We start from the raw sequence: 20,446 nt of genomic DNA, 5'->3' as shown, positions 1-20,446 counted from the left end.
CAAAAGGAATTGCTTCATGACCCAGTCAGCAAGCCGACCAGGCACGAGGTCAATCAATAAATTGGCATTGACAATGTGCACGCTGTTGAGTTCTCAAGGACCAGACGCACTCCCCGCTCGACCCACGAAAGGTTCCGCCAGAGAGGCATTCGTCTTGTACAACTCCCTGGGCGCACAACCAGAGGTCGTGTTTCCGAGGAATTGGTTGCCTGAGCGGGACCCCGTCCGGACTGCATCTCCAGGTGTTCAACCCGGTGATCGTCTCGGCCGTTCCGTTCTCCGCCTCAGCGGCAACGAGTGATTACTTTACGCAGAGGTGAACGGCAGCGCCAAGCCGGCCTACATCCCGGGCGTGTCGCCCTCTGCGCCGCGGTTGGGTACTCCCCGGCAACGACGAACGGCCCGCTCCCCACCTGGGGGAACGGGCCGTTCGGGAGCGCTGTCAGTGCCGCGCGATGACCGGGTTCTTGAGCGAACCGATGCCGGAGATGGTGACCTCGACGATCTCGCCGTCGCGGATCTGCCCGACACCGGCCGGAGTCCCGGTCAGGATGACGTCACCGGGCAGGAGGGTCCAGATGGAGGACACGAACTCGACGAGCGACGGGATGTCGTGCACCATCTCGTTCGTCGAGGCCGCCTGTCGAAGGTCACCGTCGACGCGGGTCTCGATGCGGATGTCCGACGGGTCGATCTCGGTCTCGATCACGGGGCCGAGCGGGCAGAACGTGTCGAAGCCCTTCGCCCGGGTCCACTGACCGTCGCGCGCCTGCAGGTCACGGGCGGTCACGTCGTTGGCGATCGTGTAGCCGAGGATGACGCTCGCGAAGTCTTCACGTCGGACGTTCTTCGCGAGCGAGCCGATCACGATGGCGAGTTCGCCCTCGTGGTCGACGCGACCGATGTCGGCGGGGAGGCGGATGGGCTCGTCCGGACCGATCACCGAGGTGTTCGGCTTGAGGAACACCACCGGGTCGTCGCCGGCACGCTCGTCCATCTCCGAGGCGTGCTCCGAGTAGTTGAGCCCGACGCCGATGACCTTCGACCGCGGGATGACGGGTGCGAGGAGCTTGGCGTCGGCGAGTGCCACGCGCTCCCCCGTGGTCTCGAACCCCTGGTACATCGGGTCTCCTGCGAGCACCACCAGAGCGCGCTCGTCGAGGATGCCGTACCGGGGGTCTTCACCCTTGCTGCTGAACCGTGCGATCTTCACCGTTCGACCCTACCCACGCCCGCCGGTCGATCAGGACGCGTCGGTCAGCTTGGTCATCCACCCGTGCGGGTCGGGACGACGGCCGTACTGGATGTCGGTGAGTTCGTCGCGCAGGGACATCGTGAGTTCCCCCGCCCCGACGGTCGGCGAACCGATCGTGAAGCCGTCACCCCGGAGTTCGGCGATCGGGGTCACGACAGCGGCGGTCCCGCACGCGAACGCCTCGGTGATCGAGCCGTCGGCGACGCCGTCACGCCACTCGTCGAGGGTCACGCGGCGCTTCTCGACGGTCAGGCCGCGGTCCTCGGCCAACTGCAGGATCGAGTCACGCGTGATCCCCTCGAGGATGGAGTCGGAGTCGGGCGTGACGAGGGTGCCGTCGGACTTGACCAGGACGACGTTCATCCCGCCGAGCTCTTCGAGGTACTTGCCCTCCACCGAGTCGAGGAACATCACCTGCTGGCAGCCGTGCTCGTAGGCCTCTTGCTGGGGCAGCAGCGACGAGGCGTAGTTGCCGCCGGTCTTCGCCGCACCGGTCCCGCCCTTGCCGGCGCGCGCGTACTGCGTCGACAGCCAGATCGACACCGGCTTCGGGCCCGAGGTGAAGTACGCACCGGCGGGGCTCGCGATGCAGTGGTACGCGACGGCCTGTGCCGCGCGGACCCCGAGGAACGACTCCGTCGCGATCATGAACGGCCGCAGGTACAGGCTGGTCTCGGGCGCCGAGGGCACCCAGTCGACGTCGGTCTGCACGAGCTGCCGGATCGACTCGACGAACGCCTCGACCGGGAGCTCCGGGAGCGCCAGGCGTCGGGCGGACCGCTGGAAGCGTCGGGCGTTGGCGTCCGGTCGGAACGACCACACCGAGCCGTCCGCGTGCCGGTAGGCCTTGAGCCCCTCGAAGATCTCCTGGGCGTAGTGCAGGACGCTCGCGCTCGGGTCGAGGGACAACGGCCCGTACGGGTGGATCGACGCACTGTGCCAGCCGTCGTCGAGCGTCCACTCGACCGTCGCCATGTGGTCGGTGAAGTGCTTGCCGAAGCCCGGGTCGGCGAGGATCTGCTCACGCTCGGCAGCCGCGCGGCGGTCGGCGGACGGGGTGCTGGCGAACTCGAGTCCGATGGCGGTGTCGGTGCTCATGGGGAGGACTCCTTCTCAGGCGGTGGTGGTGCGTGCCGTGGCCACGGCGGCGATCGCGTCGCCGATCTCGGCCGTGCGACGCGGCGTGGTGCCCCGGTCGGCGAGGTCGGACTCCACCGCAGCCGTCACCGCGGCCGCCAGGTCACCGCGACCGAGGTGGTCGAGCAACAGGGCGACGGAACGGATCGCGGCGGTGGGGTCGGCCAGCTGCTGACCTGCGATGTCCGGCGCGGAACCGTGGACCGGCTCGAACATGCTGGGGAAGGTGCCGTCCGGGTTGATGTTGCCCGAGGCCGCCAGACCGATGCCGCCGCTGATCGCGCCGGCCAGGTCGGTGATGATGTCGCCGAACAGGTTGTCGGTGACGATGACGTCGAACCGTGCGGGGTCGCGGACCATGTGGATGGTGACCGCGTCCACGTGCTGGTAGTCGACCGTGACGTCCGGGTACTCGGCGCCGACGGCCGCGACGGTGCGCTGCCAGAGGGCTCCGGCGTGCACCAGGACGTTGCTCTTGTGCACGAGGGTCAGGTGGCGACGCGGGCGTCGGTCGGCCAGCGCGAAGGCGTACCGCACGACCCGTTCGACACCGAAGGCGGTGTTCAACGAGACCTCGGTCGCGATCTCGTGCGGGGTACCGGTCCGGATGGCGCCGCCGTTGCCGACGTAGGGCCCCTCGGTGCCTTCGCGGACGACCACGAAGTCGACCTCGCCGGGGTCGGCGAGCGGCGTCGGGACGGCCGGGTGCACCGTCGTCGGCCGGAGGTTCACGTAGTGGTCGAACGCGAAGCGGAGCTTGAGGAGCAGCCCGCGCTCGATGATGCCGCCGGCGAGCCGCGGGTCACGCGGGTCACCGCCGACCGCTCCGAGCAGGATCGCGTCGTGCTGCGCGATCGCTGCCGTGTCGTCGTCGGTCAGGATGTCGCCGGTCTCCAGGTACCGTGCGGCGCCGAGGGAGAACGGGGTCTCCTGCACCACGAGGTCGTCCGGCAGGACCGCGTGCAGGACCTTCAGGGCCTCGTCGACGACCTCGGGGCCGATGCCGTCACCACGGATGACCGCGAGTCGGATCGTCTGCGCGCTGCTCATGTCCGCCACTCCCCTAGAGCGTGATGTCGATCTCGCGGAGCGAGGACGCGTCGATCGCCGAGCGGACGTGCTCGAGGATCTCGGCCGGCACGGGCGAGTCGACCGTCAGGACGCTCAGTGCCTGGCCACCGGCGGCTTCGCGCGAGATCTGCATCGCGGCGATGTTAATGCCGGCCTGGCCGAACTCCTTGCCGTAGACCGCGACGATGCCCGGACGGTCGGTGTACTCCATGACGACGTGGTGCCGGTCGAGCGGCACCTCGACGTCGTGCCCGTTGATCTCGACGAGCTTCTCGACCTGCTTCGGGCCGGTGAGCGTGCCGGAGACGCTGATCGCCGGGCCGTCGGACTGGGCACCGCGGATCGTCAGCACGTTGCGGTACTCGGGGCTGTCGGTCTCGGTGATGAGGCGGACGGTGACCCCGCGCTGCTCGGCGATGAGCGGGGCGTTGACGTAGGAGACCTGGTCGCTCACGACGTCGGTGAAGACGCCCTTGAGCGCCGCGAGCTTCAGCACGCTGACGTCGTACTCGGCGAGCTCGCCGTGCACCTCGACGTCGATGCTCGTGACCGGCGAGGTCGCGAGGGCGGTGAAGACCTGGCCGAGCTTCTCGACGAGCGGGATGCCGGGGCGCACGTACGGGTCGATGACCCCGCCCGCGACGTTGACCGCGTCGGGCACGAGCTCGCCGCCGAGGGCGAGACGGACCGACTTGGCGACCGAGACGCCCGCTTTCTCCTGCGCTTCGTCGGTGGAGGCGCCGAGGTGCGGCGTCACGACGACGTTCGGGAGTGCCAGGAGCGGCGAGTCCTTCGGGGGCTCGGCGACGAAGACGTCGAGGCCGGCGCCGGCGATGGTGTTCGACGTGAGGGCCCGGTGCAGGGCGTCCTCGTCGATCAGGCCACCGCGGGCCACGTTCACGACGAACGCGGTCGGCTTCATCAGGGCGAACTGGGCGTCCGAGATCATGCCGAGGGTCTCCGGTGTCCTCGGCATGTGGATCGTGGTGAAGTCCGCCCGACGCAGCAGGTCCTCGAGGGAGACGAGCTCGACCCCGAGCTGCTGCGCACGTGCCGTGGTGACGTACGGGTCGTACGCGATGACCGTCACGCCGAAGGCCTGCAGCCGCTGGGTGATGAGCGCGCCGATGCGGCCGAGGCCGATGATGCCGACGGTCTTCTCGTAGAGCTCGACACCGGTGTACGACGAGCGCTTCCACGCACCGGCGGCCAGCGAGGCGTGGGCGGCCGGGATGTGCCGTGCGAGCGACAGGATGTGCCCCACCGTGAGCTCCGCCGCCGAGATGATGTTCGAGGTCGGGGCGTTCACCACCATCACGCCGGCGGTCGTCGCGGCCTTGATGTCGACGTTGTCGAGGCCGACGCCGGCACGGGCGACGACCTTGAGGACCGGTGCCGCGGCGATCGCCTCGGCGTCGATCTTGGTGGCGGACCGCACGAGGACGGCGTGCGCGTCGGACAGCGCCGCCAGGAGCGCCGGACGGTCGGTCCCGTCCACGTTCCGGATCTCGAAGTCGGGCCCGAGGGCGTCGACCGTTGCGGGCGAGAGTTCTTCGGCGATCAGGACGACCGGCTTCGACACAGCAGCTGTTTCCTCACTCGAGACGGTTGGTATCCCACCATGCTATCGACGCGGGCCGGTGGTTACGACCGCGGGAGCGGTCCTGTGGAGAACCACACGAGGGCAGGAGGCGCGGGGCGGGGCCGCACCGTGCCTCCTGGCCGTCGACGGGTCGCGTCAGAAGTCCAGCAGCGTCGGGACGAACAGCTGGAGGTCGAGCCAGAGGGCGCCGGCGCCCGCGAAGGCGACCACGAACACCGCGATCGTGACGGGCAGGCTCGAACGCCGGGTGATGACGATCGCCGCGACGAACGCGACCGGCGCGATGAGGATGTCGAGCACGAGCCACAGCCACGGGGTGCTGGTCTGCAGCGAGTCGCCGCCCGAGGTCGTCTGGAGGAACGCGTTGAAGGCGTCCACCCGCTGGTTGATCTGCGTCAGGTTGCCGACGGCCTGCACCGTCATGTACGCGAACAGCGCCGCGAACACGACCCAGACCACGATCTTCGCGACCACGGGGGCGCTGTTCCGGCGGGTCGTCGCCGGCACTGCCCCGGTCACCCGAAGCTCCGCGTCAGGAGGAACGGCCAGGGGAAGAGCACGACGGCGCCGAGGAGCATCCAGAGCAGGCGGGTTCGCGTGCGGCTGCTGCGCGCCGCCCAGAGCACCACCGTGAACCAGAGTGCCGGCGCGAGGATCGCGAGGAAGCGGAGCACCTCGACGAAGATCGTGAGGACCGTGTCGACGCCGGAGACGTACGCGGTCGACGCGGTGAGGAGCCAGGCCACCGTGTAGAGGAGGTAGAGGCCTCCGAAGACACCGAACCCGACGAGCGCGCCAGAGGTCTCGGGCGCCTCGGGGTCCCGCTCGCCGCGCTCGCGCACCGCCACCGGGTTGTGCGCCGCGTCGACGTGGGTGGCGTCGTCGGCGTCACCCCAGCTGAGGGCGGCGTCGTCGGTGTCGACGGCGTTCGGCACGTCCGGGTCGATCGACCCGTCTGGTGGGGATGCTGCCGTGGTCATGCCCCGATTCTACGAGGGACACGACACCGGGGAGACCAGCGACGGCCGGGAGGCCGACGTCAGACGTCGGCCGGTTGCGTCGCGAGGACCTCGGCAACGACGTCGCGGACGGCCGGGAAGAGCGGGTGGCTCTCCATCAGGCCCGTGAGGATCTCGGTCAGCGCGTGCGCGGTCGCCCCGGAACGCAGGAGTGCGTGCAGCTCGATCGACTCCGGGTCGTTCTCGTCGTCGAACGCGAGCGCCACGCGGACGGCACCGAGCAGGTGCTCGACGGGCAGGCCGCGCTCGGCGAGCTGCGACGCCGGGCCGACGAAGCGTTCACGACGGCCGAGCTTGCGGAGCGGGTTGCGGCCGACGCGCGCGGTGGAGTCCGGCAGGTGCGGGTTCGCGATGCGGGAGAGGTTCGCGGCGACGTAGCGCGCGTGGTCCTCGGGGTCGAAGCCGTGCTTCGCGATCAGCAGTGCGGTGGTCTCGGCGAGCACCCCGTCGACCTCGGCGCGGACGGCGTCGTCCTCGAGTGCTTCGCGGATGAGCCGGATGCCCCGCACGTAGCCGTGGTAGGCGGCGGTGGCGTGCGCCGTGTTGACCGTGTAGAGCTTGCGCTCGACGAACGGCTGCAGGTCGTCGACCCAGGTGACGCCCTCGATCGTCGGCGGTTCGGCGTCGGAGCCCAGGAACGGGGTGCGCTCGATGACCCACTCGTAGAACGGTTCGAGCACGACGTCGAGGCCGCCGGACTGACCGAGCACACCGGACTGGTCCGGGACGATGCGGTCGATCGCGCAGTTCGCGAAGACGGCGGCGATGTCGCGGTCTTCGAGGATCGGGGCGCGGCGGATGCTGGCGTGCAGCGAGTCGGTCGCGTTGAACGCGTTCTCGCAGGCGACGATCGTGACGTCGCCGCGCTCGAGCGGGCGTGCCGCGAGGCCCTCGGCGATGAGCGGCGCGACGAGCGGGAGTGTCCGGGCGCCCACGGCGGTGGTCACGACGTCGGCCTCGGCGATGGCCTGCACCACACGCTCGCGGTCGGTCTTGCTGCTGAGCGCGCGGAACCCGTAGACGAGGTGCTCGACCGGCATCTCGCCGACCTCGTGCACCACGAACCGGCCGGCTTCGTTCAGGGCCGAGACCACGCGTTCGTCGACGTCGACGAAGGTGAGCTCGTAGCCGCTCGCCACGAGGAACTGGCCCACGAACCCGCGCCCGATCTTGCCGGCGCCGATGTGGACCGCTCGCTTCGTCACCGCCATCGAACGATCATCCCATGCTGGTCGGGGCGGTCCTGACCGCGGGTGCGCAGCACGGCCGACGGGTGTCGGGAATCGACCGCGCGCACGGCGGAGGGACGCCGGTCCGCGGCGTCGGGGCTGGAGAAGAGCTGCTGCATAACGTTCGGGTCACATCGCGAGGCGGCGGTGCAGGTGCACCGCCGCCTCGCAGGTCGAGTGGTTCTCGGAAGACTACCGCGCGGCCGAGCCGTCCACGTAGTCGCCGTCGTTCTGCTTCCACGCGAAGAGCGCGCGGAGCTCACGGCCGGTGGCCTCGATCGGGTGGCCCTCGCCCTTGGCACGGAGCGCCTTGAACTCCGGTGCGCCGGCGTCCTGGTCCTCGATGAAGCGCTTCGCGAAGGCACCGTTCTGGATGTCCGCGAGCACCGCCTTCATGTTCTCCTTGACGTCCGGCGAGATCACGCGCGGGCCGGAGACGTAGTCACCGAACTCGGCCGTGTCGGAGATCGACCAGCGCTGCTTGGTGAGGCCGCCCTCCCAGATGAGGTCGACGATGAGCTTGAGCTCGTGCAGGACCTCGAAGTAGGCGATCTGCGGCTGGTAGCCCGCCTCGACCAGGGTCTCGAAGCCGTACTGGATGAGCTGCGAGGTGCCACCGCAGAGGACGGCCTGCTCGCCGAACAGGTCGGTCTCGGTCTCCTCGGTGAAGGTCGTCTTGATGCCGCCGGAGCGGAGGCCACCGATCGCCTTGGAGTACGACCATGCGAGGTCCCACGCGGAACCGGACGCGTCGACCTCGACGGCGACGATCACGGGGACGCCACGGCCGGCCTCGTACTCGCGACGGACGGTGTGGCCCGGGCCCTTCGGCGCGACGAGCGACACGTCGACGCCCTCGGGCGCCTCGATGTAGCCGAAGCGGATGTTGAAGCCGTGGCCGAAGACGAGCGTCGCGCCCGGCTTGAGGTTCGGGCGGATGTCCTCGGCGTAGACGATGCGCTGGACCTGGTCCGGCGCGAGGATGACGACGACGTCGGCCCAGGCGGTGGCGTCGCCCGGGGTGTGGACCTCGAAGCCCGCCTCTTCGGCCTTCTGCCGGCTCTTCGAGCCCTCCTGCAGGCCGATCTTCACCTCGACACCCGAGTCACGGAGGTTGAGGGCGTGGGCGTGGCCCTGCGAGCCGTAGCCGATGACGGCGACCTTCTTGCCCTGGATGAGCGTCAGGTCGGCGTCGGCGTCGTACACGATGTCAGTCACGAGGGTGTGTCTCCTTGGTTCTGTGGTCGGTGCCGGGCACCATCGGCGCCCGGGGAAGGGTGTGACGGGCGCTCAGCGCACCCGGTCGGTGATGCTCTTCGGTCCGCGGCCCATGCCGAGGAGGCCCGCGCGGGCGAGCTCCTTGACGCCGTAGGGCTCGAGCACGCGGAGGATCGCCTGGATCTTGCCGGGGTCGCCGGTCACCTCGACGATCAGGGAGTCGGTCGCCACGTCGACGACCTGGGCACGGAACAGGTTCACTGCTTCGAGCACCGCCGAGCGCGTCTGGTTGTCGACGCGCACCTTCACGAGCATGTGCTCGCGCTGGACCGACTGCGAGAAGTCCAGTTCGACGATCTTGATGACGTTCACCAGCTTGTTGAGCTGCTTCGTCACCTGTTCCAGCGGGAGGTCCTCGACGTCGACGACGACCGTGATCCGGCTGAGGCCGTCCACCTCGGTGTTGCCGACGGCGAGCGACTCGATGTTGAACCCGCGGCGGGCGAAGAGTCCGGCGACACGGGTCAGCAGACCGGGCTTGTCCTCCACGAGGAGGGAGAGGACGTGGCTCATGCGGTTTCTCCCGTCATGTCGGCGTCCTCGTCGTCCCAGGTGGGCGCGAGTGCCTGGGCGTACTCGATGGACGAGTTGCTGACGCCCTGCGGGACCATCGGCCACACCATCGAGTCACGGCTCACGACGAAGTCGATCACCACCGGGCGGTCGTTGGTCGCGAGGGCGAGCTCGATCGCGGCGTCGACCTCGTCGGCCTTCTCGACCCGGATGCCGAGGGCACCGTAGGCGTCGGCCAGCTTCACGAAGTCCGGCACACGGCGCGAGGCGTGCCCCGTCTCGAGGTCGGTGAAGGAGTGCCGGCCGTCGTAGAACAGCGTCTGCCACTGCCGGACCATGCCGAGCGACGAGTTGTTGATGATCGCGACCTTGATCGGGATGTCGTTGATGACGCAGGTCGCGAGTTCCTGGTTCGTCATCTGGAAGCAGCCGTCGCCGTCGATCGCCCAGACCACGCGGTCCGGCTGGGCGACCTTCGCACCCATGGCCGCGGGGACCGAGTAGCCCATGGTGCCGGCACCGCCGGAGTTGAGCCAGGCGTTGGGCCGCTCGTACTTGATGAACTGCGCGGACCACATCTGGTGCTGGCCGACACCGGAGGCGTAGACGGCCTCGGGACCGGAGAGCTCACCGATGCGCTTGATGATGCCCTGCGGCGCGAGGAGTCCGTCGGTCGGCTCGGCGTACCCGAGCGGGAAGTCGGTCTTGAGCTGGTGGAGCTTCGCCCACCACTCGTCGGTCGACGCGCGGTCCTCCACCGCGATGCCGCCCCAGGCGTCGAGCAGGTCGACCAGGACCTCGCGGGCGTCACCGACGATCGGGACGTCGGCGAAGCGGATCTTCGAGATCTCGGCCGGGTCGATGTCGACGTGCACGACCTTGGCGTCCGGCGCGAACTCGTCGGCCTTGCCCGTCACGCGGTCGTCGAAGCGGGCACCGAGGGCGACGATGAGGTCGCTGTCCTGCAGGCCGAGCACCGCGGGCACCGTGCCGTGCATGCCGGGCATGCCGAGGTGCTGCGGGTGCGAGTCCGGGAACGCGCCGCGCGCCATCAGGGTCGTGACCACCGGCGCACCGGTCGCCTCGGCGAAGCGGAGGAGCTCGGCGGTCGCGCGGGAGCGGATGACCCCGCCGCCGACGTAGAGCACCGGGCGCTTCGACTCGGACAGCAGCTGCGCGGCCGCGGTGATCTGCTTGCCGTGCGCCTTGGTCACCGGGCGGTAGCCGGGCAGGTCGATCTTGGGCGGCCACACGTAGGGCGCCGACTTCTGCTGGGCGTCCTTCGTGATGTCGACCAGCACGGGGCCGGGCCGACCGGTCGTCGCGATGAGGTGCGCCGCGGCGAGGGTCGCCGGCACGTCGGCCGGGTCGGTGACCAGGAACGAGTGCTTCGTGATGGGCATCGTGATGCCGACGATGTCGGCTTCCTGGAACGCGTCGGTGCCCATCAGCGTCGAGAACACCTGACCGGTGATCGCGATGAACGGCACCGAGTCCATGTAGGCGTCGGCGATGGCCGTGACGAGGTTCGTCGCGCCGGGGCCGGACGTCGCGATGGCGACGCCGACCTTGCCGGACGACGAGGCGTAGCCCTCGGCGGCGTGGCCGGCGCCCTGCTCGTGACGGACGAGGATGTGGCGGATCGTGGTCGACGCCATCAGCTCGTCGTAGAACGGGATGATCGCGCCGCCGGGCAGGCCGAAGACGTCGGTGATCCCGAGGTGCTCGAGCGTCCGGAGGACGGCTCCCGAGCCGGTGAGGATCTCCGGCGACCGGCGTGCACCGGCGGCCGCGGACAACGGAGTTGCTTCCGTGGGCATGAGTGGTCCTTGCCTGAGTGGTGGCGGTGGTGCGGGTGTCGGACGCTAGCCCGTGACCGCGCCCTGGGCGGCGGACTTCACGAGCTTGGCGTACTTCGCGAGGACTCCGCGGGTGTAGCGCGGGGGCAGCGGGGCCCAGCCGTCACGGCGGGCCTCCAGCTCGGCCGGGTCGACCAGTAGGTCGAGCGAGCGAGCCGCGATGTCGACACGGATGCGGTCGCCATCACGAACGAAAGCGACTGGACCTGCGTCCACTGCTTCCGGTGCGATGTGGCCGATGCACAGGCCGGTTGTGCCGCCTGAGAATCGACCGTCGGTCAAGAGTAGTACATCCTTGCCGAGGCCCGCGCCCTTGATGGCCGCGGTGATGGCGAGCATCTCGCGCATGCCCGGGCCGCCCTTGGGGCCCTCGTAGCGGATGACGACGACGTCGCCCTTCTCGATCTTGCCCTCGGTCAGGGCGTCCATCGCCGCACGTTCGCGGTCGAACACGCGGGCGGGGCCCTCGAAGACGGAGGCGTCGAAGCCCGCCGTCTTCACCACGGCACCCTCGGGGGCGAAGGAGCCCTGCAGGACGGTCAGGCCACCGGTCTCGTGGATCGGGTTGTCGAGCGTGCGGAAGACCTCGCCGTCGAGTGCCGGCGGGTCGATCTCGGCCAGGTTCTCGGCGACGGTCTTGCCCGTCACGGTCATGCAGTCGCCGTGCAGCAGGCCCGCGTCGAGCAGCGCCTTCATGATCACGGGGATGCCGCCGTTCCGGTCGACGTCGACCATGACGTACTTGCCGAAGGGCTTCATGTCGGCCAGGTGCGGGACCTTGGAACCGATGCGGTTGAAGTCGTCCAGCGACAGCTCGACCTCGGCCTCGTAGGCGATCGCGAGCAGGTGCAGGATGACGTTGGTCGAACCGCCGAGGGCCATCGCGACGGCGATCGCGTTCTCGAAGGCTTCCTTGGTGAGGATCTGGCGGGCGGTGATGCCGTGCTCGAGCATGTTCACCACGGCCTCGCCCGAGCGGTGCGCGTAGTAGTCACGGCGACGGTCGGCGCTCGGCGGAGCGGCGGAGCCCGGGAGCGACATGCCGAGGGCCTCGGCGACGGAGGCCATCGTGTTCGCCGTGTACATGCCACCGCAGGCGCCCTCGCCCGGGACGATGGCGCACTCGATCTTCTTGAGCTCTTCCTCGCTCATGGTGCCGGCCTTGCAGGCACCGACGCCCTCGAAGGAGTCGATGATCGTGACTTCCTTCATCGTGCCGTCGGCCTGCTTCACGTAGCCCGGCATGACCGAACCGGCGTAGAGGAACACGCTCGCCAGGTCGAGTCGCGCGGCGGCCATCAGCATGCCGGGGAGCGACTTGTCGCAGCCGGCGAGCAGGACGGTGCCGTCGAGGCGCTCCGCGTTGACGACGGTCTCGACGCTGTCCGCGATGACCTCACGCGAGACGAGGGAGAAGTGCATGCCCTCGTGGCCCATCGAGATGCCGTCCGAGACGGAGATGGTGCCGAACTGCAGGGGGTAGCCGCCACCGGAGTGCACGCCCTCCTTCGCACCCTGCGCGAGGCGGTCGAGCGACAGGTTGCACGGCGTGATCTCGTTCCACGAGGACGCGATGCCGATCTGCGGCTTGCTCCAGTCCTCGTCTCCCATACCGACGGCCCGCAGCATGCCACGTGAGGTGGTTGCTTCGATCCCGTCGGTGACGACCCGGCTGCGCGGCTTGACGTCGATATCAGGCATGGGATGAGTCTAGGACGCTTTGGGATACCAGCCGTGCACCCCCGTGCATTCTCATGCTCGGGGGCCGCGATCAGCGGGTGGCGCGGAGCCTCGCCAGTTGCTTCAGGACCCCGGTCAGTGCCGCCGGGTCGGCGATGCGGTACCCGGCCTGGGTCTCCCCCGGCCCGACCTTCACCCCGACGTCGCCGTCGCCGAGCACGCGGAAGGCGTCCTCGTCGGTGACGTCGTCGCCGGCGAAGAACACCGCGTCGGCACCGTGCAGCTCGCGGAGCCGGGCGATCGCGTCGCCCTTCGTGACGTGGCGCACCGCGAACTCGACGATGTCCTTGCCACCGCGCTCGAGCACCTCGGGGTCGGCCTCGTGCGCCGCGCGGCTCGCCGCCGCGTTCGCCTCGGCCGCGACCTCGGCGGAGACACGGCGTGTGTGCACCCCGTGCCCGGCGGGCTTGTGCTCGATGACGACGCCCGGGAACCGTTCGCCGACCGCGTCGAGCGCCGCACCGATCCGTGCCACGCGCTCCACCTCGTCGTCACTGAGCGCGGCCTCGTCGTGGCCGTCCACGCGCCACTCGACGCCGTGCGAGCCGACGAGCGCCATGTCCTCCGGCGCGTGGGTCACCGCGGCCAGGCTGCCGAGGGGACGCCCCGACACGAGCACCACCTCGGTGTCCTTCGCACGGTGCAGGGTCAGGACCGCGGCCCACGACCCGGGCAGCGCCCCGACCTGCGAGGGGTCGTCGGCGAAGGGGGCCAGCGTGCCGTCGAAGTCGAGGGCGACGATCAGTCGCGGCGCAGCCGCGAGCGTCTCGAGGGCCGCGTCGATGGCGGACTGGTCGGTGGTGGTCTCAGTCATCACGTGCCTCCCGGGTGTCCTCGGCAGCCCTGGCGGACTGGGCGTCCTGGTCGAAGATCGACATGTTGTCGGTCTGCGCCTCGCGGTGCTGTTCGCGCGGGTCGGCGGCGGACGGGTCGATCTGGGCGTTCCGCGGCGCGTGCCGGTCGAGCGCCTCGAGGAACGAGCGCGACCAGCGCGCCACGTCGTTGTCGCGGACGCGCTTGCGGAGCGCGCGCATGCGCGTCGACCGCTCGCGACGCGGCATCTGGATGGCGCGCTCGATCGAGTCCTTGAGCGCCCCGATGTCGTGCGGGTTGACGATCACGGCCTGCTTGAGCTCGTCGGCGGCGCCGGCGAACTCGGACAGGATGAGCACCCCGTCGTTGTCGAAGCGGGCGGCGACGTACTCCTTCGCGACGAGGTTCATGCCGTCGCGCAGTGCGGTGACGAGCATGATGTCGGCGGCCAGGTAGAGCGCCACCATCTCCTCGCGCGGGTAGCCGTGGTGCAGGTACGAGATCGGCTGGTGGCCGATGACGCCGAGGTCGCCGTTGATGCGACCGACGCTCAGCTCGATCTCGTCGCGGAGCGCCGCGTACGAGTCGACACGCTCGCGGCTCGGGCTCGCGACCTGGATCAGGGTGGCGTCCTCGACCGCGATGCGGCCGTCCTCCACCAGCTCGCCGAAGGCCTTGATGCGGTGGCGGATGCCCTTGGTGTAGTCGAGCCGGTCGACGCCGAGCAGCACCGTCTTCGGGTTGCCGAGGCTCTCGCGGATCTCGCGCGCACGCTCCTGCACCTCGGGCTTGCGGGCGATCGCCTCGAAGCTCTCGGCGTCGATGGAGATCGGGAAGTGCCTGGCCTCGACGTGGCGGACCGTGATGCCCTTGCGGCTGCGCGGGGCTGCCGGATCGTCCACCGGGACGTCGATCGTGGTGCCCTTGGTCGTGTAGCCCTTGATGTGGCGGACCGCTCGGAGGAAGTCGCTGGCGTCGTCGTGGCGCTGGAAGCCGATGACGTCGGCGCCGAGCAGCCCGTCGAGGATCTGCGCACGCCACGGCAGCTGCGCGTAGATGCCGACCGGCGGGAACGGGATGTGGTTGAAGAAGCCGATCGTCAGGTCGGGGCGCTTGGCGCGGAGCAGGGCCGGCACGAGCTGCAGCTGGTAGTCCTGCACCCAGACGATGCCGTCCTGCTCGACGATCTCGGCGATCTGCGCGGCGAAGCGCTCGTTCACGCGCTTGTACGCGTTCCACCAGTCGCGGTGGTAGCTCGGGTGCTCGATGACGTCGTGGTACAGCGGCCAGAGCGTGTCGTTGCTGAAGCCCTCGTAGTACTCCTCGACGTCGTCGTCGGAGAGCGGGACGGGGACGATGTGGATGCCCTCGTTGTCGAACGGTGCGACCTCGACCTCGGCCTGCCCCACCCAGCCGACCCAGGCTCCGTCGTTCGCGCGCATCACGGGTTCGAGGGCGGTCACGAGGCCACCCGGCGAGTGCCGCCAGCCCTCGTTGCCGTCCTGGTCGACGACGCGGTCCACCGGGAGTCGGTTGGAGGCGACGACGAACGAGTAGCGGGTCTGTTCGGTGCGGTCTGCAGGCATGGGGTGGTGTGATCTCCGTTCCGCCCGGCCGGGGCCGGGTGCGTCGGTGCGTCGTGCGTCGGGTGCGACGGGTGCGACGGCCGGCGTGGTGCGCCGGGCGCGCTGCCGAAGTTACCAGCGTGGGGACAGCGCATTCACGGCGGATCGACGGTTCCGCTACGCTGCAGGCACGTGTCGGGGGGACACGGGTGCTGGAGTGCGGCGCCGGCCTCCCGGTCGGAGAGGACCCCCAGCCGTGAGCGAGAACCCGCCCAACCAGCCCGTCCCGCCGTCGCAGCCCGGTCCGGGCCAGCCCGGTGCCGGCCAGCCCGGATCGGGCCAGCCCACTTCGGGCCAGCCCGGTGCCGGCCAGCCCGCCTGGAACGGCCAGCCCGCCTGGCAGCAGCAGCCTGGAGGCCCGCAGCAGTGGTCGGGTCAGCCCGCCCCCGCCGCGCAGCCGTCCGATGCGTTCGGTCGCTTCCTGCGGTCCGTGTCCGGCCGCGACTGGCTGGCGGCCGTGCTCGCCGCCGTCGGCGGCTGGGTCGCGGCGTACGTCGTCGCCGGGCTCTCGCTGCTCATCACCGTCGGACTGCTCGCGTCGGGCGGCAGCGGGTCGGCCGCTCCGTCCACCGGGTCCGGCACCGACCTCGGCGCGGGCTCGGCCCCCGACGTGGAGTCCCTGCTCTCCGGCGTGAGCGTCCTGCTCGGTGCGCCGGCGCAGCTCGTGGCCCTCGCCGACCTCGGCCGACTGCACCTGTCCGGGTCGATCGGGTTCCTCGGTTCCGGCTCGGGCTCGCTCGCCGTGGTGCCCGCGCTGGTGCTCGCCGCGCAGGTCGTCCTGGCCGTCGTGCTCACCCGCCGGATCCGCACGCGTGGCCTCGGCCGCACGCAGGTGCTCGTCACCGCGGTGGTCTCCGGCCTCGTCACCACCGTGCTCACGAACGTCGCCGCTGGCCTCTTCGCGATCCGGTTCCCGTCGGTGTCCGGCGCGGTCATCGAGCCGGTGCACGCCGTCGGTCTCGGCAGCATCATCGGTGCGTTCGTCATCGGGGCCCTGGCGGCACTCCTCGCCCGGCCCTCCGTCCTCGCCGGGCGCAACGTCTTCGCCGCCCGGCTGCTCGGCACGCTCCGCGTCGCCGCGTCGCAGCTCACGGTCCTCGTCGTGCTGGTCGCCCTCGTCGTCATCGTCGTCGCCCTGATCGCGCAACCGTCCTACGGCTCCGCGTTGCCGCTGCTGCTCGGGAACGTCGCGATCGGACTGACCGCGCTCGGGTTCTTCGGTGGTGTGGGGACGTCCGGCTTCGGGTCCGCCAGCGACACCGCCTCGGTGTTCAGCGGAGCCGGCGGATGGACCTGGCTCGTCGTGCTGTTCGTCGTCGTGACCTCGGTCGCGGCCGGGCTCGCCCTCGCCGTCCGTCGCAACGACCGGATCCGCACCACGCTCGACTGGGTCGTCACGCCGCTGGTGTGGTTCGCATTCGGTCTGCTCTGCTTCGTCCTCGGCACCGGCGTCGTCTCGTACCAGGTGAGCAGCACGAGCTCCGTGGACGGCTCGGGGTCGATCGGCATCACGCCGTGGACGCCGATCGTCTTCGCCCTGTGGGGCGGCGCGATCGAGGTCGTCGCCCGGTACCTCGCCCCGGTGCTCCTGCCCCGCCTCGGCGGAGCCGTGGTGCTCCGGACGTCCCGCCTGGTCGGAGCGGACCCCCGCCCCGTCGTGCCGCCGGCGTTCCCGGCCGGGCCCGCAGCCGGCCAGGCCGGGCCCGCCGCGGCCCAGGGTGCGCCCAGCGCTCCCGTTGCACCCGGCGCGCCAGTCGCCGCGGATGCGCCGGCTGCCGCCGCGTGGAACACTCCCCCGGCCGCTGACCAGCACGTGCCGTACCCGCCGGCCGGGCCTGCCCAGGAACCCGCGTACGGCGTGCAGTCGATCTCCGGCGCGCAGCCGGCGGCCGGGTCGCAGCCGCCCTACGGCACGCAGCCCCCGTACGGCGCACAACCGGCCGACGGGTCGCAGCCGTTCATCGGCGGTGGTGCCCCGGCTCCGGCACCGATGTCCCCGCGGGCCAAGAAGATCCTCGTCCGTTCGCTCATCGCCGGTGGCGCCGTGATCGTCGTCGTCATCGCCGGTGCGGTCACGACGAGCGTCCTCCGCGCCAACGTCTGGGGTCCGGCCCCGACGGTGAAGTCCTACGTGCAGGCCATCGCCAGCGGTGACGCCGACACCGCCGCCGACCTGAGCGAGATCCCCGACGACGCGGCGATGCTCGACTCGAAGGTGCTCGGGAGCGCGAAGGACCGCCCGTCGGACATCCGCGTCGGCCGGGTCGCCCGGACCGGTGACACCGCCATCGCCACCCTGAGCTACACCCAGGACGGCAAGAACCGCTCCGGCCAGGTGTCGCTGCGGCGCACGGGCACCTCGTTCCTGGTGAAGGACGAGTGGCGTGTCACGCAGCCGCTGGCCCAGCAGGTCACCCTGACGGCCTCCGACGTCCTCGAGGGCGCTCCGGTGACCGTCGGCGGCAAGGAGATCGGGAAGATCAGCGACGGCAAGTTCACGTCCCTCGCCTACCCCGGCACCTACCAGGTCTCGGTCGGCGGGACGAAGTACTTCACCGGCGGTACCGAGAAGGTCGCCGTGGGTGCGGTCACGTCGGGCTACGTCGATTTCGCGCCGAAGGCGACCAAGGCACTCGAGCAGGACGCCGAGCAGTACGTGACCGACCTCATCGACGACTGCGCCGAGAAGACCGAGCTCCGGGCCCTGAGCGGCTGCCCCTGGTACGGGCCCTACGACGCCGACGGCGGCGTGCAGTACGACGTCACGTCGATGCCCGAGCTGGAGGTCGAGGCGTCCCGCGCCGGCACCGTGATGGTGACGAGCACGAAGGACGGGAGCGTCTCGTACGGCTACACCTCGTACCTGGGTGACAAGAAGCGCGGCGAGGACTCGTTCAGTGTGAACCAGTACCTGAAGGTGGAGGACGGCAAGCTCGTCTCCGCCTACTGAGCAGGAGCCGACCGAGCGGCTCCGCAGCACCACGACGGCCGACCCGGGATCTCCCGGGTCGGCCGTCTCAGTAGGCTGACGAGCATGGTCAGGACACGGGCGTGGTGCAAGGGCGACACGGTCGAGCGGGACTTCCCCGTCGACCGGATCTCCGACCTCGTCGCCGACCCGGACACCTTCGTCTGGATCGACTACACCGACCCGACGTCGGCCGACCTCGAGCAGATCGAGGAGGAGCTCGGCATCCACGCGCTCGCCGTCGAGGACGCCGTCGAGCACGGTCAGCGCCCGAAGCTCGACCGGTACCGGGACAGCCTGTTCCTGGTCGTCTACGACGTGGGCGGCACGGACGACGAGGGTGACCTGATCACGCACGAGGTCAAGGCCTTCGTCACCGAACGGGCGCTCGTCACCATCCACGGGTCCGACGTCGACACCGCCCCGATGGAACACCGGCTCACGGCGAACTCCGACATCGCCGAACACGGCGTGCCCTGGCTCGTCTGGGCGCTGCTCGACGCCGTCGTCGACCGGGCCACGGACACCGTCGAGGACCTCGAGCGGCAGATCGATGCGCTCGAGGACGACCTGTTCGAACCGGGCGACCCCCGCGAGCAGCAGATCCAGCGGCGGTCGTTCCGGCTCCGCAAGACCCTCGGGGTGCTCCGGCGCCTGGTCGTCCCGACGCGGGACAGCGTCGCCTCGTTGCTGCACGGTGACGCGGAGACGATCTCGAACGGCATCCGGCCCTACTTCCGCGACGTCGAGGACCACCTGGTCTCGATCGCCGACTCCGTCGAACAGCTCCGTGACGCCGTGTCGAGCGTGCTCGACACGACTCTGAACCTGGCGTCGAACCGGCAGAACACCGTCATGAAGAAGGTCACGAGCTGGGCGGCGATCATCGCGATCCCGACCGGTGTGACGAGCTTCTTCGGGCAGAACGTGGAGTTCCCGGGCGAGGGCGCCTGGAGTGGTCTCTGGGCCTCGCTCGCGATCATCACCGCGTCGTCGCTCGTGCTCTACCGCGTCTTCAAGACCCGCGACTGGCTCTGACCGCGCACGGCACCGGCACCGGCTCGGGACCGGCTCGGCACCGGGCTCCGCCGGCGTCAGAGCGCGAGCGCCAGGACCCCGGCGACGACGGTGAGCGGCGCGACGACGCACCCGAGCGCCATGTACCGGCCCCAGGACAGGTGCACGCCCTCGGCCGACAGCCGTGCGTGCCACAGCAGCGTCGCGAGCGAGGCCCACGGCGTGATGAGGCAGCCGGCGTTGACGCCGATGAGCAGCGCCGCGTACCGGACGGCCTCGTGCCCGGTGGCCGGTTCGAGCACCAGGTACGCCGGCAGGTTGTCGATGCCGTTCGCGGCGAACGCGCCCGCACCGCCGAGCAGCAGCAGCGGGCCGGTCCCGGTGCCGCCCTGCAGCGCGTGCACGATCGGGTCGGTGATGCCCGTCGTGTGCAGCGCCTCGACCACCACGAAGAGCCCGGCGGCGAACAGCAGGGTCGACCACGGCACGCGGGACACCCGGAGTTCGGACGGTGACCGGAACGCCGCGACCACGACGAGCACCACGGCAGCCAGGACCGCGGCGATCCACACGGTCACCCCGGCCGTCAGGGCGACGACGAGCGCGACGAGCACCGCGGAGGCCGCCCAGAAGAACACCGGGTCCTTCGGCGTGCGGACGGACACCGGCGAGTAGCGGCCGAACAGCTTGCCGCGGAACACAACGAGCAGGACGACGCACGGCACGACCACCCCGGCGACCGCGGGCCAGGCCATCAGCCCGGCGAACGGCAGCGGGCCGCCGAGCCCCATCCGGTCGACGGCGAGCAGGTTCGTCAGGTTCGACACCGGCAGCAGCAGCGAGGCCGTGTTCGCGAGCCAGACCGTGGTCAGGGCGAACGGCATCGGGGGCAGCCCCACACGCCGTGCGAGCGAGATGACGATGGGGGTGAGGAGCACCGCGGTGGTGTCGATCGACAGGAAGACGGTGCAGAGCACGGCGAGGACGACGACCGCGCCCCAGAGGCCGATCGTGCGCCCGCCACCGACCCGGGCGGCGACGTCGGCGAGGCGGTCGAACACCCCGGCGTCCGCGGCGAGCTCGGCGACGACGGTCAGCCCGAGCACGAACCCGAGGACCGGCAGGACCCGGTCGGCGAGGACGGCGAGGTCGTCGAGGGGCAGCAGCCCGAACACGACGCAGACCGCGCCGACCACGAGCAGGGCCGCTCCGATCACCGCTTGACGCACGAACACTCCTCCGGCAGACACCGCGGCAGGGTGACCGGCGGCGCTCCAATGTACGGGCCGGTAGCGTTGTCAGCACGACGACAGGAGGCC

General features: G+C 70.4%; 16 protein-coding genes. 2 read left to right on the top strand and 14 right to left on the bottom strand.

All coding sequences use genetic code 11. From position 1 onward, the window contains the following. Positions 1-442 precede the first annotated feature (442 nt). From DEI98_RS15965 to otsA, 13 genes are all read right to left on the bottom strand, one after another. Positions 443-1,213, bottom strand: a complete 771-nt coding sequence (locus DEI98_RS15965) for a fumarylacetoacetate hydrolase family protein (RefSeq protein WP_027466538.1) — start codon at positions 1,211-1,213, stop codon at positions 443-445. Positions 1,214-1,243: 30 nt separating this feature from the next. Continuing rightward, entirely contained in the window at positions 1,244-2,353 is a 1,110-nt protein-coding gene (locus tag DEI98_RS15960; protein ID WP_111101277.1) for a branched-chain amino acid aminotransferase, read from the bottom strand. A gap of 15 nt (positions 2,354-2,368) precedes the next feature. Continuing rightward, complete coding sequence (locus DEI98_RS15955) at positions 2,369-3,442, bottom strand: 3-isopropylmalate dehydrogenase (RefSeq protein WP_111101281.1); 1,074 nt, start codon at positions 3,440-3,442, stop codon at positions 2,369-2,371. Between the two features lie 13 nt (positions 3,443-3,455). Continuing rightward, the gene (gene serA / locus DEI98_RS15950) at positions 3,456-5,045 is read right to left on the bottom strand and encodes a phosphoglycerate dehydrogenase (RefSeq protein ID WP_110865397.1); all 1,590 of its coding nucleotides are present in this window, start codon (positions 5,043-5,045) and stop codon (positions 3,456-3,458) included. 156 nt (positions 5,046-5,201) lie between these two features. Beyond that, a complete protein-coding gene (locus DEI98_RS15945) occupies positions 5,202-5,585 on the bottom strand; it encodes a hypothetical protein (RefSeq protein ID WP_111055293.1) in 384 nt (127 codons plus the stop codon). Then, complete coding sequence (locus DEI98_RS15940; protein ID WP_146243544.1) at positions 5,582-6,046, bottom strand: hypothetical protein; 465 nt, start codon at positions 6,044-6,046, stop codon at positions 5,582-5,584. Before DEI98_RS15940 ends, DEI98_RS15945 begins: the two co-directional genes overlap by 4 nt. A 59-nt stretch (positions 6,047-6,105) precedes the next feature. After that, positions 6,106-7,296 (bottom strand): mannitol-1-phosphate 5-dehydrogenase, encoded by a 1,191-nt coding sequence (locus DEI98_RS15935; protein WP_071405813.1) that lies wholly within the window; start codon positions 7,294-7,296, stop codon positions 6,106-6,108. Positions 7,297-7,506: 210 nt separating this feature from the next. After that, complete coding sequence (gene ilvC, locus DEI98_RS15930) at positions 7,507-8,532, bottom strand: ketol-acid reductoisomerase (protein ID WP_027466530.1); 1,026 nt, start codon at positions 8,530-8,532, stop codon at positions 7,507-7,509. A 72-nt stretch (positions 8,533-8,604) separates the two neighbouring features. Continuing rightward, the gene (gene ilvN, locus DEI98_RS15925) at positions 8,605-9,105 is read right to left on the bottom strand and encodes an acetolactate synthase small subunit (protein ID WP_017888842.1); all 501 of its coding nucleotides are present in this window, start codon (positions 9,103-9,105) and stop codon (positions 8,605-8,607) included. Next, positions 9,102-10,925: an acetolactate synthase large subunit gene (locus DEI98_RS15920; protein WP_027466529.1), complete on the bottom strand. Its 1,824-nt coding sequence runs from the start codon at positions 10,923-10,925 to the stop codon at positions 9,102-9,104. Before DEI98_RS15920 ends, ilvN begins: the two co-directional genes overlap by 4 nt. 45 nt (positions 10,926-10,970) lie before the next feature. Next, positions 10,971-12,665 (bottom strand): dihydroxy-acid dehydratase, encoded by a 1,695-nt coding sequence (gene ilvD, locus DEI98_RS15915; protein WP_071405815.1) that lies wholly within the window; start codon positions 12,663-12,665, stop codon positions 10,971-10,973. A gap of 70 nt (positions 12,666-12,735) precedes the next feature. Beyond that, positions 12,736-13,518 carry a trehalose-phosphatase gene (gene otsB, locus DEI98_RS15910; protein ID WP_111101275.1) on the bottom strand — a complete coding sequence of 261 codons (783 nt, stop codon included), beginning with the start codon at positions 13,516-13,518 and terminating at the stop codon, positions 12,736-12,738. Further along, complete coding sequence (gene otsA / locus DEI98_RS15905) at positions 13,511-15,103, bottom strand: alpha,alpha-trehalose-phosphate synthase (UDP-forming) (RefSeq protein ID WP_071405817.1); 1,593 nt, start codon at positions 15,101-15,103, stop codon at positions 13,511-13,513. The genes otsB and otsA overlap by 8 nt, the downstream gene beginning before the upstream one ends. Positions 15,104-15,338: 235 nt before the next feature. On the opposite strand from otsA, the gene DEI98_RS15900 reads away from it, so the two are divergent. Further along, positions 15,339-18,092 (top strand): hypothetical protein, encoded by a 2,754-nt coding sequence (locus DEI98_RS15900; RefSeq protein ID WP_111101274.1) that lies wholly within the window; start codon positions 15,339-15,341, stop codon positions 18,090-18,092. A gap of 84 nt (positions 18,093-18,176) precedes the next feature. After that, the gene (locus DEI98_RS15895) at positions 18,177-19,148 is read left to right on the top strand and encodes a magnesium transporter CorA family protein (RefSeq protein ID WP_111029502.1); all 972 of its coding nucleotides are present in this window, start codon (positions 18,177-18,179) and stop codon (positions 19,146-19,148) included. Positions 19,149-19,204: 56 nt separating this feature from the next. Here the strand turns inward: DEI98_RS15895 and DEI98_RS15890 are convergent, their stop codons facing one another. Beyond that, the gene (locus tag DEI98_RS15890) at positions 19,205-20,356 is read right to left on the bottom strand and encodes an SLC13 family permease (protein ID WP_111101280.1); all 1,152 of its coding nucleotides are present in this window, start codon (positions 20,354-20,356) and stop codon (positions 19,205-19,207) included. Positions 20,357-20,446: the final 90 nt, after the last annotated feature.

It is taken from the genome of Curtobacterium sp. MCLR17_034, assembly GCF_003234485.1.
In the GTDB taxonomy this organism is placed as follows: Bacteria; Actinomycetota; Actinomycetes; order Actinomycetales; family Microbacteriaceae; genus Curtobacterium; species Curtobacterium flaccumfaciens.
Note: the sequence above shows the minus strand (reverse complement) of the source record. Positions and strands in the feature narration are given on the sequence as shown.

Coding starts and splice junctions, on each gene's coding strand:
- DEI98_RS15960 (WP_111101277.1), bottom strand. CDS start 2,353: ATGAGCACCGACACCGCCATCGGACTCGAGTTCGCCAGCACCCCGTCC.
- DEI98_RS15955 (WP_111101281.1), bottom strand. CDS start 3,442: ATGAGCAGCGCGCAGACGATCCGACTCGCGGTCATCCGTGGTGACGGC.
- DEI98_RS15940 (WP_146243544.1), bottom strand. CDS start 6,046: ATGACCACGGCAGCATCCCCACCAGACGGGTCGATCGACCCGGACGTG.
- DEI98_RS15935 (WP_071405813.1), bottom strand. CDS start 7,296: ATGGCGGTGACGAAGCGAGCGGTCCACATCGGCGCCGGCAAGATCGGG.
- ilvN (WP_017888842.1), bottom strand. CDS start 9,105: ATGAGCCACGTCCTCTCCCTCCTCGTGGAGGACAAGCCCGGTCTGCTG.
- DEI98_RS15920 (WP_027466529.1), bottom strand. CDS start 10,925: ATGCCCACGGAAGCAACTCCGTTGTCCGCGGCCGCCGGTGCACGCCGG.
- ilvD (WP_071405815.1), bottom strand. CDS start 12,665: ATGCCTGATATCGACGTCAAGCCGCGCAGCCGGGTCGTCACCGACGGG.
- otsB (WP_111101275.1), bottom strand. CDS start 13,518: ATGACTGAGACCACCACCGACCAGTCCGCCATCGACGCGGCCCTCGAG.
- otsA (WP_071405817.1), bottom strand. CDS start 15,103: ATGCCTGCAGACCGCACCGAACAGACCCGCTACTCGTTCGTCGTCGCC.
- DEI98_RS15895 (WP_111029502.1), top strand. CDS start 18,177: ATGGTCAGGACACGGGCGTGGTGCAAGGGCGACACGGTCGAGCGGGAC.